This is a genomic window from Shouchella oshimensis (assembly GCF_002019765.1).
GTDB lineage: Bacteria > Bacillota > Bacilli > Bacillales > Bacillaceae_D > Shouchella > Shouchella oshimensis.
This window is the reverse complement of sequence record NZ_KV917380.1, coordinates 190,730-205,526: the sequence shown is the minus strand read 5'-3', so window position 1 is coordinate 205,526 and position 14,797 is coordinate 190,730. Positions and strand designations below refer to the sequence as shown.

The 14,797-nt window shown below is 40.7% G+C and carries 17 protein-coding genes; 5 read left to right on the top strand and 12 right to left on the bottom strand.

Features of this window, described 5'->3' with window-relative positions; genetic code table 11:
* Positions 1 to 14: 14 nt before the first annotated feature.
* From BK583_RS00985 to BK583_RS00970, 4 genes are all read right to left on the bottom strand, one after another.
* Positions 15 to 1,019 carry a sensor histidine kinase gene (locus BK583_RS00985; RefSeq protein WP_055736120.1) on the bottom strand — a complete coding sequence of 335 codons (1,005 nt, stop codon included), beginning with the start codon at positions 1,017 to 1,019 and terminating at the stop codon, positions 15 to 17.
* On the bottom strand, positions 1,019 to 1,708 hold the full coding sequence (locus BK583_RS00980) for a response regulator transcription factor (RefSeq protein ID WP_055736119.1): 690 nt from the start codon (positions 1,706 to 1,708) through the stop codon (positions 1,019 to 1,021). Before BK583_RS00980 ends, BK583_RS00985 begins: the two co-directional genes overlap by 1 nt.
* 376 nt (positions 1,709 to 2,084) lie before the next feature.
* On the bottom strand, positions 2,085 to 2,726 hold the full coding sequence (locus tag BK583_RS00975) for a 3-oxoacid CoA-transferase subunit B (RefSeq protein ID WP_055736118.1): 642 nt from the start codon (positions 2,724 to 2,726) through the stop codon (positions 2,085 to 2,087).
* Position 2,727: 1 nt separating this feature from the next.
* On the bottom strand, positions 2,728 to 3,432 hold the full coding sequence (locus BK583_RS00970; protein WP_055736117.1) for a CoA transferase subunit A: 705 nt from the start codon (positions 3,430 to 3,432) through the stop codon (positions 2,728 to 2,730).
* 175 nt (positions 3,433 to 3,607) lie between these two features.
* Between BK583_RS00970 and BK583_RS00965 the strand changes: the two genes are divergently transcribed.
* A complete protein-coding gene (locus BK583_RS00965) occupies positions 3,608 to 4,198 on the top strand; it encodes a DUF6944 family repetitive protein (RefSeq protein ID WP_055736116.1) in 591 nt (196 codons plus the stop codon).
* Here the strand turns inward: BK583_RS00965 and BK583_RS00960 are convergent.
* Positions 4,195 to 5,163, bottom strand: a complete 969-nt coding sequence (locus BK583_RS00960) for a sodium:calcium antiporter (RefSeq protein WP_055736115.1) — start codon at positions 5,161 to 5,163, stop codon at positions 4,195 to 4,197. The two genes, BK583_RS00965 and BK583_RS00960, sit on opposite strands and share 4 nt — an antisense overlap.
* Positions 5,164 to 5,283: 120 nt before the next feature.
* On the opposite strand from BK583_RS00960, the gene BK583_RS00955 reads away from it, so the two are divergent.
* Complete coding sequence (locus BK583_RS00955) at positions 5,284 to 7,074, top strand: prenyltransferase/squalene oxidase repeat-containing protein (RefSeq protein ID WP_055736114.1); 1,791 nt, start codon at positions 5,284 to 5,286, stop codon at positions 7,072 to 7,074.
* A 94-nt stretch (positions 7,075 to 7,168) separates the two neighbouring features.
* Positions 7,169 to 7,450 carry a hypothetical protein gene (locus BK583_RS00950; protein WP_055736113.1) on the top strand — a complete coding sequence of 94 codons (282 nt, stop codon included), beginning with the start codon at positions 7,169 to 7,171 and terminating at the stop codon, positions 7,448 to 7,450.
* A 76-nt stretch (positions 7,451 to 7,526) separates the two neighbouring features.
* On the opposite strand, the gene modB is transcribed toward BK583_RS00950, so the two are convergent.
* The 5 genes from modB to BK583_RS20570 form a co-directional block, all read right to left on the bottom strand.
* Entirely contained in the window at positions 7,527 to 8,189 is a 663-nt protein-coding gene (gene modB / locus BK583_RS00945; protein WP_038484562.1) for a molybdate ABC transporter permease subunit, read from the bottom strand.
* A 3-nt stretch (positions 8,190 to 8,192) separates the two neighbouring features.
* Entirely contained in the window at positions 8,193 to 8,936 is a 744-nt protein-coding gene (gene modA / locus BK583_RS00940) for a molybdate ABC transporter substrate-binding protein (RefSeq protein ID WP_038484565.1), read from the bottom strand.
* Between the two features lie 153 nt (positions 8,937 to 9,089).
* Complete coding sequence (locus tag BK583_RS00935; RefSeq protein ID WP_055736112.1) at positions 9,090 to 10,124, bottom strand: aldose epimerase family protein; 1,035 nt, start codon at positions 10,122 to 10,124, stop codon at positions 9,090 to 9,092.
* 21 nt (positions 10,125 to 10,145) lie between these two features.
* A complete protein-coding gene (locus BK583_RS00930; RefSeq protein WP_371836646.1) occupies positions 10,146 to 10,976 on the bottom strand; it encodes an SPL family radical SAM protein in 831 nt (276 codons plus the stop codon).
* 43 nt (positions 10,977 to 11,019) lie between these two features.
* The gene (locus BK583_RS20570) at positions 11,020 to 11,181 is read right to left on the bottom strand and encodes a hypothetical protein (protein ID WP_158318562.1); all 162 of its coding nucleotides are present in this window, start codon (positions 11,179 to 11,181) and stop codon (positions 11,020 to 11,022) included.
* A 120-nt stretch (positions 11,182 to 11,301) separates the two neighbouring features.
* On the opposite strand from BK583_RS20570, the gene BK583_RS00925 reads away from it, so the two are divergent.
* Both BK583_RS00925 and BK583_RS00920 read left to right on the top strand, forming a co-directional pair.
* On the top strand, positions 11,302 to 11,637 hold the full coding sequence (locus BK583_RS00925; RefSeq protein WP_371836648.1) for an ArsR/SmtB family transcription factor: 336 nt from the start codon (positions 11,302 to 11,304) through the stop codon (positions 11,635 to 11,637).
* A gap of 38 nt (positions 11,638 to 11,675) precedes the next feature.
* On the top strand, positions 11,676 to 12,560 hold the full coding sequence (locus tag BK583_RS00920) for a cation diffusion facilitator family transporter (RefSeq protein ID WP_038484579.1): 885 nt from the start codon (positions 11,676 to 11,678) through the stop codon (positions 12,558 to 12,560).
* Positions 12,561 to 12,571: 11 nt separating this feature from the next.
* Here the strand turns inward: BK583_RS00920 and BK583_RS00915 are convergent, their stop codons facing one another.
* Positions 12,572 to 13,177: a hypothetical protein gene (locus tag BK583_RS00915; protein ID WP_055736110.1), complete on the bottom strand. Its 606-nt coding sequence runs from the start codon at positions 13,175 to 13,177 to the stop codon at positions 12,572 to 12,574.
* Between the two features lie 130 nt (positions 13,178 to 13,307).
* The gene (locus tag BK583_RS00910; protein ID WP_055736109.1) at positions 13,308 to 14,258 is read right to left on the bottom strand and encodes an ABC transporter substrate-binding protein; all 951 of its coding nucleotides are present in this window, start codon (positions 14,256 to 14,258) and stop codon (positions 13,308 to 13,310) included.
* Positions 14,259 to 14,797 lie beyond the last annotated feature (539 nt).

Below are 14,797 nucleotides of genomic sequence, written 5' to 3'. Positions count from 1 at the left end.
ATGTGACAGTTTTGTCACATGCTAGTCAACTCAATGAAAGAATTTCTACGTGGGAAGAGTAGCTGAGCTGTCGTTCCTTCATTTAACGTAGAACGGATGCAAAGCCTAATCGACAACCCATCCGCTACTTTTTGTGCTAAATAAAGACCCATACCGGTAGCGGATTGTTCGTTATGGAGCGTTGTGGATGTAAAGCCTTTTTCAAAGATGCGAGGCAAATCTTGTTCGGCAATTCCTTTACCCTCATCTCTAATTTCAAGCACGGTCTGCTCATTTTTAACATAAGACCGAATGTAAATATTTCCAGAGTGAGTGTACTTTATCGCATTTGACAATAGCTGTCTAACGAGAAAGGAAAGCCACTTACCATCGCTTTGCACCATTAATTCATGTAGTTCAAGCTCAATGCCTATGCCTTTTTGCATACACCAATTTTGAAAGGTTCGAATTTCTTCATACAGTAAGCGCTCTAACTCAACTTTTTCCATATATAGATCATTTTCTATAAATTCCATTCGTTTTTGGTACAATTGTTGATCCAGTAGCAAATGTATACGTAGCCACTCGTTTTGCAACGCCGTCTTTGTTTCCTTGTCATCAAGTCGATCAATGACCAAACTCATCGTCGTTAAGGGGGTTTTCACTTCATGAATCCAAGCCATCATCTCATCTTTATCATGGTCGACTTGACGACGATGTTCAATATATTTCTGCGAAAGATGACTACGCTGTTCTTCAAAAGCTGTCTCGACTACTTCTTCAAATGGAGTTTCACCATCAGGTAAATCTGATAGTTGTTCATACTGATCGTACTGCTCCAACTGCTTATAAAAAGATGTCTCCTTATAATAACGGTAAATAAGAAATCCACAAAAAAGGATAACGGTCATTAATAAAGGATAGCCTACTTGCTCCAAAGACAAGCTTTGATCCAAATAAGCAATAAACAAAATTAATCCATGTACAAACAAAATAAAGCTAATCCATGCGCCTCTCTCTTTAAGATACCGTCTTATCATCATACACCTTCATCAACAGCCATGTAACCTTGTCCAACCTTTGTTTCAATAAAGGTTCCTAGACCGATGACTTCTAATTGTTTTCGTAAACGATTCACATTAACCGTCAGTGTATTATCACTTATAAAGCGCTTATCGTCCCACAACTCTTTAATTAATTCATCTCGACTAACAATGTGGTTTCTCTTACTAAGTAAATTTTTCAGGATAAACATCTCGTTTTTTGTTAATTCTACTTTCCCATCGTTAGACGTTACGGTATTGTTTTCAACATTAATGATTGCGCCTTGCCACGTCAGCGTTGTTCTCTGTTCTTCATGATTATAATTATAAACACGACGTAATGTAGCTTGAACTTTCGCAACGAGCACATCCAAGTGAAATGGTTTTTGAATATAATCATCTGCCCCTAACTGCATGGACATCACGTGATCCGTTGGATGTTCACGTGACGATAGGAATAAAATAGGAACAGTAGACTGCGCTCGAATCATTCGACACCAATAAAAGCCATCATACTTTGGTAGTTGAATATCAATTAAGATGAGCTCTGGTTTTATGTGAATAAATGTCTCCATCACTTCTTCCCAATTCTCAATACCATAGACATGGAAATTCCACTGTTGCAACTGCTGTTTTATTTCTTCAAAAAGTGCTCGATCATCTTCAATTAACAAGATTTTAGACATCTTCTCACGACCTTTTACTTACCTCACATATTATGCCTTTAGCTTAATCTGATTCAAGACCAATTGCAAACAAGTTACAACAGAAAAGAGGTTGGGACATAACGAAAAGTCGTATTTGAAAAGACGAATAGTCTAAAATATGCTGAGTAGCAACACTACAGGAGAATCCTTCGTTTTCCGGAGACACGGCCTCAGCCTCCTCGGTGGAAAACCGCCACTCCGAGTCTTCAGACACGTGCTAGTCCCTCAGGAGTCTTTGGATTCTCCTCCCGCTAATTTTCATATAAAACAAACGACGAACGTTCCTATTTTCAGGAATGTTCGTCGTTTTGGACTGTCTATCTACTTTTGTCCCAGCCCCCCTATTACTAAGAACTTACACACCAATTCCTACTTGAAATTCAGCTTCAGTTGCTCGTTTCACTTCGTCCAAAGTGACACCTGGCTGCAGTTCTAACAACGTCATTACACCAGCTTTATATTCAAACACAGCTAAATCGGTAATGAGTAAATCAACCACACGTTTACCTGTTAACGGTAATGAACATGCTTTCTTCACCTTTGATTCACCATATTTGTTTGTATGATCCATAATGACGACTGTTTTTTTAGCACCTTGAACGAGATCCATCGCTCCGCCCATTCCCTTGACCATCTTACCTGGTATCATCCAATTTGCTAAATCTCCCGTTTCTGAAACTTCCATTCCACCTAGAATGGCTAAATCAATGTGCCCACCTCTGATCATCGCAAACGATTCTGCACTATCAAAGTACGAGGCACCTTTTTTCGCTGTAACGGTTTCTTTTCCAGCGTTAATTAAGTCAGGATCGACTTCCTCTTCTTTAGGATAACGACCAATACCGAGTAGTCCGTTTTCTGACTGAAGCATCACGCTTACTTCATCAGGAATGTGGTTTGCAATTAAGGTTGGCATACCAATTCCTAAGTTTACACACATTCCATCCCTTACTTCCTTTACCGCACGATCAATAATTCGTTTTCTTTTTTCGTTCATTTTACGCCCCCTCCTCAGCTAGTACAGTCCGTCGCTCAATTCGTTTTTCATATTCATGACCAACAAACACGTGCTGAACATATACACCTGGTAAGTGAATCTCGTCTGGTGCCAGCTCTCCTATTTCAACAAGTTCTTCTACTTCCACAATCGTCACTTTTCCAGCAGTCGCTACTAAAGGATTAAAGTTTCGTGACGTTTTTCTGAACACAAGATTACCGAAACGATCCGCCTTCCATGCCTTAACTAAGGCCACATCACCAACAATGCCTCGCTCCATAATATAACGCTTGCCTTCAAACACTTTTTCTTCTTTCCCTTCAGCAACTGGCGTATCTACACCAGTTGCCGTATAAAATGCCGGAATACCAGCACCACCAGCACGAAGCCGCTCTGCTAATGTACCTTGTGGAACAAGTTCTACCTCAAGTTCTTGACTAAGAAACTGTTGCTCGAATTGTTTATTTTCGCCTACGTAGGAAGAGACCATCTTTTTTATTTGCTTATCCTCTAGCAATAGGCCTAAACCGAAATCATCAACACCACAATTGTTACTCACGACTGTTAATTCTTTAACCCCTTTTGCTTTTACTGCTGCAATTAAATGTTCTGGGATCCCACATAAACCAAATCCACCTACCACAAGTGTTTGCCCGTCCTTAATCTGACTCATGATTGCGTCTAAAGAACCTATGACTTTATCCATCATGTAACCTCCTTCAACTTAAAACAACCTATAAAAGCGCTTTCATATTTATTCTACCAGTTACACACTTTCTTTTCCAATGACGTTAAGGCATATGCAGTTGCAAAACTAGGCGTACCCCTTTTTCTCTTCTGAATAGACTAGTTATTAGCCTAGAAAAAAGGGGAGTATCTAGATGTTAACCGACGTGAAGGCACTTTTTGGAGCATGGACACAAGCGATTGGCACAGTCATTGCTGCAGTTGCTGATACTCCCTCTGAAGCACTAACACCTGAGCAAATTAACGATCTTGGTCTTTATGGTAACGCACTCCAAGCTACAGGAAATGGCCTTCTTGCGGATACGAATGCATTTGGGTCACTTAATCAAATTGGAAACGCCATTCAAGCAACCGGTAACACGATCATTGTAGGCGCTCTAGCTTTGCCATGGGAAGAAAACGTGGAACAAAATCTAATTATAAAAGGAAATTTATTTCAAGCTGCTGGTGGCTCCGTTTCTTTTAATGAAGATTTAAAAGAAGACGTAAGCACGGCTGCTCTATATGCAGTGATTGGTGATTTTTTACAAGTAGTGGGAAACGGTATTCAAGCCTATGCAGCTATAGCTGATTTCATTGTTGATGATGACGAAGAATTTATTAACGCTGTAGGCAGCTGGATTCAAGCAACCGGCGCTGTTTTATCCGCATTAAGTGTATTGAAGTCGTATACATCCTCTATTACAGAAGAGTCAGATGCTGATCCCCTCGTAAGTGAGGATTAGCTATAAACGTAAAGTAAAACAATTGATGCGACATAACCTACAGCGACAATGGTTGACGGTAGCCAAAACAATCGACCAAGCTTTTCATTTTTCCATATACCGTATAGCACAACAACCGTTAATACTAGTAGAGCCACCATTGTGATCCAATTACTTAAACTGGCATCTCGAATTAATACACCATCACGATAAAAAAGGTCTGCTAAAGCAAGTAAATTTAAATTAAACATATTGCTACCTACGATTAAACCAACAGCAGCACTGAATTGATTTCGTTTTACAGCTAAATAGATAATAGAGACTTCTGGCAAAGAGGTAGCACCTGCAATGAGAATTGATCCGACAAAGGATTGACCTAACCCACTTTGAATGGCAATTTGATCCCCTAGAATCGTTAAATAGGAACCAGCTGCTAGAATAACGAGCGCCACGATTAAAAAGCGAATAATAGCTCTTTTTAATGTCATTGTGACTTTTTTCGCTACAGGAGGTTCATCAGGCAGGAGATTTTTTTTATTTAAATAATATAAACCACCAAAATACAAGAGTACAACTAGCATTACATCAATACCCATGTCAAAAACAGATAAAGGGGATCGTACAATAAGGGAGATGGCAATGATCATTGTTAGGATAAGACCCAAAGCTCCAGGCATCGCATTTTTAGGCGCTAAATGAATATACATGCGTTTACGACGAAACCACAGATCTCCAAAAGCAAGAATTAACAAATTAAACAAGTTGCTCCCGATTACATTCCCTACCGCTAAGTCCGGGCTATTAATGACACCAGCAGTAATATTTGTTGTCACTTCTGGTAAAGAGGTAGCACCTGCAATTAAGACTGCTCCAGTAAAAAAGCCAGTCATGCCTGTACGTAATTGAATCGTGTCTGCATATGTAGATAGTTTTATTGCTGCAAAAACGGTCACTGCTGCAAGAAGAATAAATAAGATATATAGCATGGTTAACTCCTTTTTTTACTCTATTTGGGTAGAGCACCTTTCAGACTTTTGTCTTCTTACATAGGATGCACAAGAAGCCGTTTTTTACGCTTTACTTGCTACAAGTTTGGAGGTACTTTTATGAACCTGATCAGTCGGTTGACTCAGACCCAGTTGGCACTAACCGAGCAACTGATAACGTATCAGCAAGAGGACGGATCATTTAAACTCTGCTTTGAATCAGGTACGATGACCGATGCATATATGCTCTTACTCTTGTCACATGTTAACCAAGAATACGACTTACAAAAAAAATTAGCTTATCGCCTCTTACGGACACAGTCTGAACATGGCTATTGGAAGCTGTATGAAGACGACTTAGGCCACCTATCGTCAACAATAGAAGCCTATACCGCTCTATATATTTCAGGGTTTGCGAAAAAAAGCGACCCATCTATGAAAGCAGCTGAATCATTTATCGTAAAAAAGGGCGGTGTAGAACAAGCACATATTGCCACAAAGACATTGTTAGCTCTGCATCATTTATACCCTTGGCCAACACTTTTTCCTCTGCCACTTTTTTTAATTCAATTACCAAAATGGATGCCATTCAGCTTCTATCGATATAGTGCCTATGTTAAAACCCATTTTGCAGCGCTACTCATTTTAGGTCATACCCGCTTCCATGTAAAAAGAAAACATAACCGGCACATTCAGCATCTTTATATAAGTTCAAAGCATCTCCAGTTACGCAAACGGAAACGGACAAAGTTGTCTTCGTACACGAAAGCCGCCTTTCAAAAAGCAGAAACCTATCTGTTACACCATATTGAACAAGATGGCACCCTGCACAGTTATTCAAGCGGAACGCTTCTCATGTTCTACGCATTACTTGCGCTGGGCTATAAAAAACAATCGCCTATTATGGAACAAGCTTTAGAGGGGTTGAAGACTCACCTCTATACAGAAGGAAAAGAGGGTCATATTCAAAATTCTCCTTCAACTATCTGGGATACAGCGTTAATTGCAACAGCCATTCAACAAACAAACACAGTTGAGAAGCAAACGACCATTGCTGCATCTGTTCACTACATTCTGGCCAATCAGCAGGAAAATGGCGGATGGGGGTTTTCGACAAGCAATTCAATCAACCCTGACGTAGATGACACACACGCATGCCTACGCTTGTTGTCTTCTCATCTCCATTTGGCCGAAACGAAGCGTGCTTGGCGAGCTGGTTTTTCTTGGCTATTAAGCCGACAGAATCGTGATGGGGGTTGGGCCGCGTTTGAAAAAGATAGCCGAGCTGCTTTGTTCATTCCACTTGAAAATGGAACAGATACCATTATGGATCCATCCTCTCCTGATCTAACTGGTCGAACGCTGGAATGCCTCGGTAACTATGGTCATTTATCCGCTAAACATCCTGCTGTTGAAAAGGCTATTAAGTGGCTTGAAAAACATCAGCAAAAAGATGGAAATTGGCAAGGAAGATGGGGAGTCTCCTATATCTATGGAACATGGGCTGCCGTTACAGGGATGCGTGCTGTTGGTGTACCGATTGAAAATGAAAGCTTACAACATGCTAGACGTTGGTTGGAGTCCATTCAACTACTAGATGGTGGTTGGGGAGAATCCTGTAAAAGTGATGTAGAGCAACGCTTTATTCCGTTGCAATTTTCCACAGTCGTTCATACAGCATGGGCATTAGACGCCCTAATCTCACTCTACGATCGACCGACAAAACAAATGGAGGATGCGCTTACGCTATTAATGGACTGGGTTCGTACTTCTTCAATCCGCTCGACTTACCCAACTGGAGGAGGGCTTCCTGGTCAATTTTACATTCACTATCATAGCTATCCCCTTCTTTGGCCACTTGTCACATTTACGAACTACAAGCACAAATATGTGAAAACAAAGGCGAAATAAGCAAGAAACTAGCCCTGTCCAAAGACTCCTTTGAATCATAAAGTAAAGTAACACACACGTGTTAAACCGACTGATTGATATGAAAGGAGTTCCCATGAGCACAATTGATCCTCAATTAATGCATGCATTTCGCTCTAAAATGAAAAACCCGCGACATTTCCACAATGTGTGCAAAATTTTATGTCGTCAACGACGTGAAGATTTAAAGCAATACGGTCGTTGTTGTTCGATGATTGATGAATTATCTCATTGCTTAGGTGTACCTATTTCGAGAGAGCAACGAGACCGACATGCAAAATGGCTGATGAATTGCAATGTCGACCCTAGAAACCGTCAACATCGCCATGAAATGTGGGGCCTAGTTACAGGTCGTTAACCGCAAAACAAAAAGCGTTTAGGCAAAAAAGCAATAAACCTTACGGAAATTGCCGAACTTGCTTAACGCTTTTTTTCTATTTAGACTGTTTTAACCGCTGTACGGTTGCTAATAGAAGGAATGAAAATAAGATGATGGAAGCCACCCAATAGAGTGCCATTAACGTATTCCCGGTTTCAACCGCTAAATAAATACTAATTGGAATCGTCTGTGTCACCCCAACAATGCTTCCTGCGAACATTAGAGTAGCGCCAAATTCACCAAGAGCGCGTGCAAACCCGAGCGTAAAGCCAGAAGCGAGGGATCGCCACGCCAACGGCAGGCTTACATAGCGTAAAACCGCCCATTCACTCGCACCCATTTGCCTTGCTGCGTCTTCAAGTTCATCGTCAACCGATTCAAATCCATTCATTAACACTTGATAAATTAATGGAAACGCTACTACAGTCGCTGCAATGACCGCAGCAACAACTGTAAACACGATTGGTTGATTAAACAATTGTTCATACCACTGTCCGATAAGACTCCGTCGACCAAAGAGCATAAGTAAACCAAATCCAATAACAGTCGGAGGTAGGACAAGCGGTAGCATAAGAGCCGTTTCCAGCAGGATCTTTCCTTTAAAAGCTCGTTTCTTTAACAGCCAGCTAGCCAGGAGTGCCAATAAAAACGCCAGTACACTCGCTATACTTACAACCTGTACTGAAACAAATATAGGTGTCCAAAACCGAGGGTCCATTATTTATTCACCTTTCTGAAACCCGTACGATTCAAACGTAGCTATAGCCTCATCCTGTTGGAGCCACTCATAGAGGACGGCCGCACTGTCATTCGTCGTTAGCAAGCCAATTGGATAATGGATAGAATCATGGCTATTTGCAGGTGCTTCCGCAACTATGGTTACCGCATCGCCAGCAACTCGTGCGTCCGTTTCATACACGATCCCTACATCAGCATTTCCTGTCTGAACATATGTAAGAACTTGCCGTACATCTTTTCCAACAATAAGCTTGTCCTCGATATCAGCGAAAATCCCCATAGATTCAAGGGCTTGTTTCCCGTATCGACCAGCAGGAACGGTCTCTGTCTCGCCGATCGCGAGCCCTTGATACGTAGCCGTAGTAAGGTCAGCCCAACTCGTCAATGATGGAGCGATTTCTGGCGCTGCAATTAAAACAAGCGTATTTTCTATTAACGTAGTAGAGCTTTCAACTCCTTCTACATCTACTACTTCCTCCATATCGGCGATGGAAGCCGATAAAAACAAGTCTGCGGGTGCACCTTGGAGAATTTGTTGGCGTAGTTGACCAGAAGAGCCATAGTTCACTGTTATATGTACATCGTGATTTTGTTCATAGCTTTCAATTAATTCATCTACAGCATCATTTAAGCTAGCTGCGGCCATGATCATCACTTCCTCTGTTTCATTAGATGAACAACCCGCTAAGATGATCCCAATAGCCGTAACAAGCAGCCCTTTCTTCAAAAAAATCCCTCACATTTTCTCTTTTTCCGTAGTATAAGGGATATCTAGTTCTATGTAAATCTACTGAGTCTCTACACTAGCGACAAAAAGCCGCACACACTAAGGGTACGGCTTTTGTTCCTTTACAGAAGAGGGATAGAAACTATTAACCCTTTATTCAACTGAAAACTGATAAATCGTTTGGTGTTTATAAACATCTTCCGGTTTCAACCAAATAGATGATAATCCTTTATGTTGAAGAGCAGCGGGGTGTCCTTGGGTTTCTAAACATAAGCCAGCATGCTTTTCTATTTTGTTTCCTTCTTTTAACAGCAACTCGTCTTCCAAGCTATTCCCTGTATAAAGGACAACACCTGGCTGTGTCGTTTTCATCTCAAGCTTACGACCAGATTCTTCATCATAAACAACAGCCTTGACCTCTTTAGTATGATCCAACAAAAAATAATGATCATATCCATTCTTTGCTACCTGCAGCTGATGATGTGTTAAATGAATTCTTTCACCAATTCTTTTTTCTAATCTAAAATCAAACGGTGTATAAGCAGTTGAACGAATAAATCCAGTTGGAGCAAGGGTTTCATCTAGCTCTAAAAAACTATCGCTTTCCAGCTGAATAACATGATTCAATACAGACCTTTTTACACTACCTGTAAGATTAAAATACGTATGATTCGTTAGTGTAACAGGCATCATTTCATCTACCGTGGCATGATAATCAATAATCCATTCATTTTCATTTGTAATGATGTATGTAATCGTAGTGGTTAGCTTTCCAGGATAATGATCCATTTCCATTTCTTCCGCTGTTAACATTGCGCCTACTCGATCTTCATGCTGAAAAAGGGTCACGCTAAACAGCTGTTGATGCAAGCCATTCCCTCCACCGTGTAGGTGATGATGGCCATCATTTGCTGATAGTGTATGCCTTGTTCCATTTTTCATAAAACAAGCATCCTTTATCCGACCCGCCACTGGCCCAATTAAAGCGCCAAAATACGGCTTATTTTCTTTATAATGAGAGAGGTCCGCATAAGAAAGGACGACATTTTCACGTACACCTCTCTTATCAGGAACAACTAATTCCGTGACGATGCCTCCAAAGTTAAGAAACGTTAGACGCATGCCGTGATCGTTTTCAAGTACGGTTTCGACCCATCCGTTACTCATTTGCTGATTCGTTGCTTTCATGAAAAACCTCTCCTTCAACCTTTAAGGTAGAAATCCCTCTTTACTGATGAAAAGTTGATCTTCTGAAAAATAGTTAAGAAAACGACGTTTTACCTTCCATATGGTATCCCTCTCATACCATTTCTCTAGCCCTAGTTCAGTATAAATAGCAGACATTTTAAGCTTTTCTGTACGCTTGCCTCCTGAACCATCACCCATAAAAAAATCATCTATACAGACACGGTCAACCACATCTGCCAACTGTTCAGGAAACGCTTTTGAACTCGGCAACAGTGGCGCTATTGTTGCTTGGGTTGGAATCCCACCCTCTTTGAGACGTTGTAAAGCTTTTATTCTTCCTTTAATAGGTGGAGCCTGAGGTGCAAACTGCTTTCGAATGTCATCTGAATCAGTTTCAATCGTCATGCTGACACGTACGCGATTCCCTAAACGTTTCAATAAATCCATATCCCTTGTCACAAGGGCACCTCTCGTTTGAATAAATAAGAAGTCTGGTTGTTCCCTTACCATCGCTTCAAGCAATGATCGAGTGACTTGCTCTCGATGTTCAATTGGTTGGTAAGGATCAGTGCTTGAAGACATAAAGATTGTCACCGGCCCATGTTTCTTCGCACGACGTATTTCTTTCTCTAGAAGCTGAGCAATATCCCTTTTTATCGTAACCCAATCGCCCCACTCTTCCTCTTGAAACAGTTGAACTGGCATTTGCCTGACATAGCAATACGAACAAGCAAAGGAGCATCCCACATAAGGGTTTAAAGTGTGAGAATAGCCAGTCAAAAAACCACTCGCTTTTGTTAAAAGTTGCTTTGGATGCGATTCCCTTACAGAAAGGCTCTTCATTGTACTCATCCTCGCTTCCTAGAGAAAACGATTACACATTCGTCTTTCTCTATCACATACGCTTACGATTCCAATCAACCAATAACCCTAGCAAAAGCCCTAAACCAATGTACAGAACGAAAGAATTTGTAAATAAGCCAAACGAAAACCCTACGATCAGACCGATTATAGTTGCGCTACCTAGCCTTAACGGCCTGCGTCTTCTGCCATTCATTCTTTCTTCCCCTTACGTTTTTGTTACATGTAGTCTACCATGGGACGCGTAAACAGAAAAGTAATCCTACTCTTGATTACAGTAGTTGAAAAGCCATTTTCATTATGCTAATATGAGCATATAATCATATATAGAAATGAGGAAAAAGCTATGTCAACATCTTATTATGATCTTGATCAAGAGACACTGTTCATTGTTTCTCAAAGCTTTAAAGCCTTAAGCGATCCAACCCGAATTCGAATTCTTCATTTATTAGCAAACAAAGAATGCTCAGTAGGGGAAATCGTTGAACAACTAGAACTAGGACAGTCTACTGTTTCTCATCAACTTCGATTTCTGAAAAATTTAAGACTTGTTAAATCAAGACGTGCTGGAACCACCATTTATTACTCACCTCAAGATGAACACGTACTCGACATTTTAGAAAAGACCATTGAACACGCCACACACGATTGAACAAAGTGAATCCTATTAAATAATAAGGGGGGTATACAATGGGTCATCACCATGGACATAGTCACCACCATTCAACTGGTCAAGCAAATAAACGAAATCTACTCTTTGCTATGCTCATTATTGGTAGCTGGATGTTTATCCAGTTTATTGGTGGGTTGTGGACAGGAAGCTTAGCCCTTTTAGCTGACGCAGTCCACATGTTTAACGATTTTGCTAACCTGTTTATTAGTTTTCTTGCCATTACACTTGCAGCAAAAGCGGCAACAAAGACACGAACCTTTGGAAACCACCGCTACGAAGTATTATCCTCATTATTAAACAGCGTCATGTTGCTAGTCATTGCCTTTTTTATTGTTCGTGAAGCCATTGGTCGATTCATTGAACCTGAAGCAGTTATGGGTGGTGGCATGATCATACTAGCGTTTATCGGATTGCTTGCTAACCTTGGAGCCATGTATGTACTCATGCGGGGCGATGTAAAAAATAACTTGAATATGCGCGGCGCTTACTTACACGTTTTGAGTGATACATTAGGATCTGTCGCCGCTGTGATTGCAGGGATCATTATTTTAACAACTGGTTGGTATCTAGCCGATCCCATTTTAAGTATCCTGATTGCTTTTATGATTGCTCTATCAGCAATACGCCTTCTTAAAGACACGATTCACGTACTAATGGAAGGTACGCCATCGCATATTGATATTGACGAAGTGAACGCTGAACTACGTTCCATTGATGGCGTTAAACGTGTTCATGATCTCCACATTTGGACCATTACTTCTGGGATGGATCGCTTAAGTGCTCATGTTATCATTGATGCCGACAGAAAAATCGACTCTCAAGACGTACTTATGCATGCAAATGACTATTTCCGAAAAAAGCTTCATATCGAAAACACGACAATTCAAATTGAGCGTGAATAAGAAAGGAACAGCTAAACGCTGTTCCTTTCTTGCTGTACCTTTACATTGAGCAATGGACTTGGTTCGTACCTTGTCGCAAGCGAGTGGATGAAGAATTGAACTTCATTAAACAGCTTCTCTTCAATTTGATTTCGTTTTTTCTTCGCTTCTTCATCAGGCAAGAAGTGATGCGTGTTTGATGCTTTACACCATAATGGCAGTAGCCGAAACAACGTAGCAGCTTCATGATAAAAGTCAGCTTCGTAATGGGTAAATGGGATATCCAAGTGTAATCCGTCTGTACGTTTGACCATCCACTGTCCATTTACAAAAAGCAACTCTTCATTCTCTAGCTCAAAGACGATTTGAATGGCTTTTTGTCCTAAATGCAAGGTCGTTTTCGCCCCCATTAAATTATAAGTCTTTTTTATGTCATCGACTGCTTCGCCTGCTTGCCTTAATTCTTTTTCTACCGCTTTACACATCGCGATTAGTAAATCTTTATATTCATCATTCTCTGTTAGCTTTTTTTCTAATTGTTTAATCTTTCTCATCTTCATCAGTCGGGGATGTATAAATGCATTGTAAACAAGTAAGAGTAGCAACACAATTCCACTAATCCATATAAGCTCCGTCATGTTTAAACAGCTCCTGAACAGCAAAGTCTATTTTCCTATTATAAGGTATTTGACGAAGCCATGAAAAGGGATAGGAGAAAGGGAATGGTTTACATATAAAAGAGTAGGTAATCCACCTACTCTCCCTTCTTTATTCTCCTTCAATAATGGCCTCATAAACAGAATCAATCGTTTGCATGTTTGCTTGAAACCCATTGTATAACCAGCTACTAGTTCCAGAGCGGTTGTAGATATTCCCTTGGGCTACTGCTGGAATATTCATCCACACAGCTTCTGACTCTAACTTCTCAATTGTTTCCGGATCGCTATCAATTAAGAATAAGTAGTCCGCATCAAGCTCAGCTACCGCTTCCAAGGAAACAGGATTCCAGTGAGCTCCCGCATCTTCTGGTAATTCTGCAATTATGTTTGCAGGCGTGAGCTCTAAATCTTCAAAAAGTACAGCTCCACTCGCAACATCAGGTGCTACAACATAATAGTTACCACCAATTACCCATAAAGCTGCAACTTTGCTATCCCCGATTTCTGCTTGTAACTGTGCCTTTACATCCTCTACACGGGCATCATATTCATCCACTGCAGCCTTTGCTTCACTCTCTTTTTGTAATACATTTCCTAAAAGAGTCAAAGTCGCTCGCCAATCATCTTTTGTTTCATTATCAATAACGTAGGTCGGTGCTATCTTATTATATTGATCATAGCTCCCTCCTGCTGCTGAGTCTTCTCCCCAAGCAAAAATTAAATCAGGATCTGCCTCCATAACAGCTTCTAACGGTAGCGTCGAATCAATCGGTTCAACGCCTTCTAAATGCTCTTCTAAATAAACTTGCGTACTGGCTCTACTGGCAACTGACCATTGACGCACTGGTGTTACGCCGAGTGTGACAAGAGGATCTTCTACATACGAACCTATTATTCTTTCCGGATTAGCTGGGATGGTCACGTCATTTCCAACTTTATCGGTGACCGTTCTAGGTTGCTGTTGTTCTTGTGACTCTCCGTCGGTTGAATTATCGGAACCATCCGAACAAGCCACTAAAAAGGCCATTCCTAATGCAGTAAAAAGCAATGATCGATTCATTCGTTTAACTCCTTCATAGATCTACTACTGTTATAGTATTGATAATGATTTTCATTGTCAATACTATTTTTAGTAAAGCATAAAAAAAGCCCTCAAATAAGAGAACATCACCATTTGCTAAAAACGTAATGATTCATGCGCATAACTTATATAAACATAAAAGCGATCAGAAAGGTAACTTTACTAGCTACTAGTCTACTCCTTAGTACTACTTAGAAATAGGGTCTAGTTTAACCCTATTACTTTAGAAAAACAAACTGAGCTTGTTTGGTAAACAGCGTGTTTTTCTATTTTCTTCATTCCTATTGTCCCTTATACTTATCTGTATGACGCCTCTGTAGCTCTAGAAGGGAAGAGCGCCGGAAAACAAATTGTATAAACCGGGTCGCAAGGCAAGGGTTTCAGAAGCACCGAAAAGCAAATTAGCTGAGACAGGTGGAATTCCTGTCGGTGAAATTCCGTAGGGAAGCGTGTTCTCCCCTAGCCTACGCTTACGAAAGGAGTGCGGGTTCGAATCCCGTCAGAGGCTTTCCTATCCA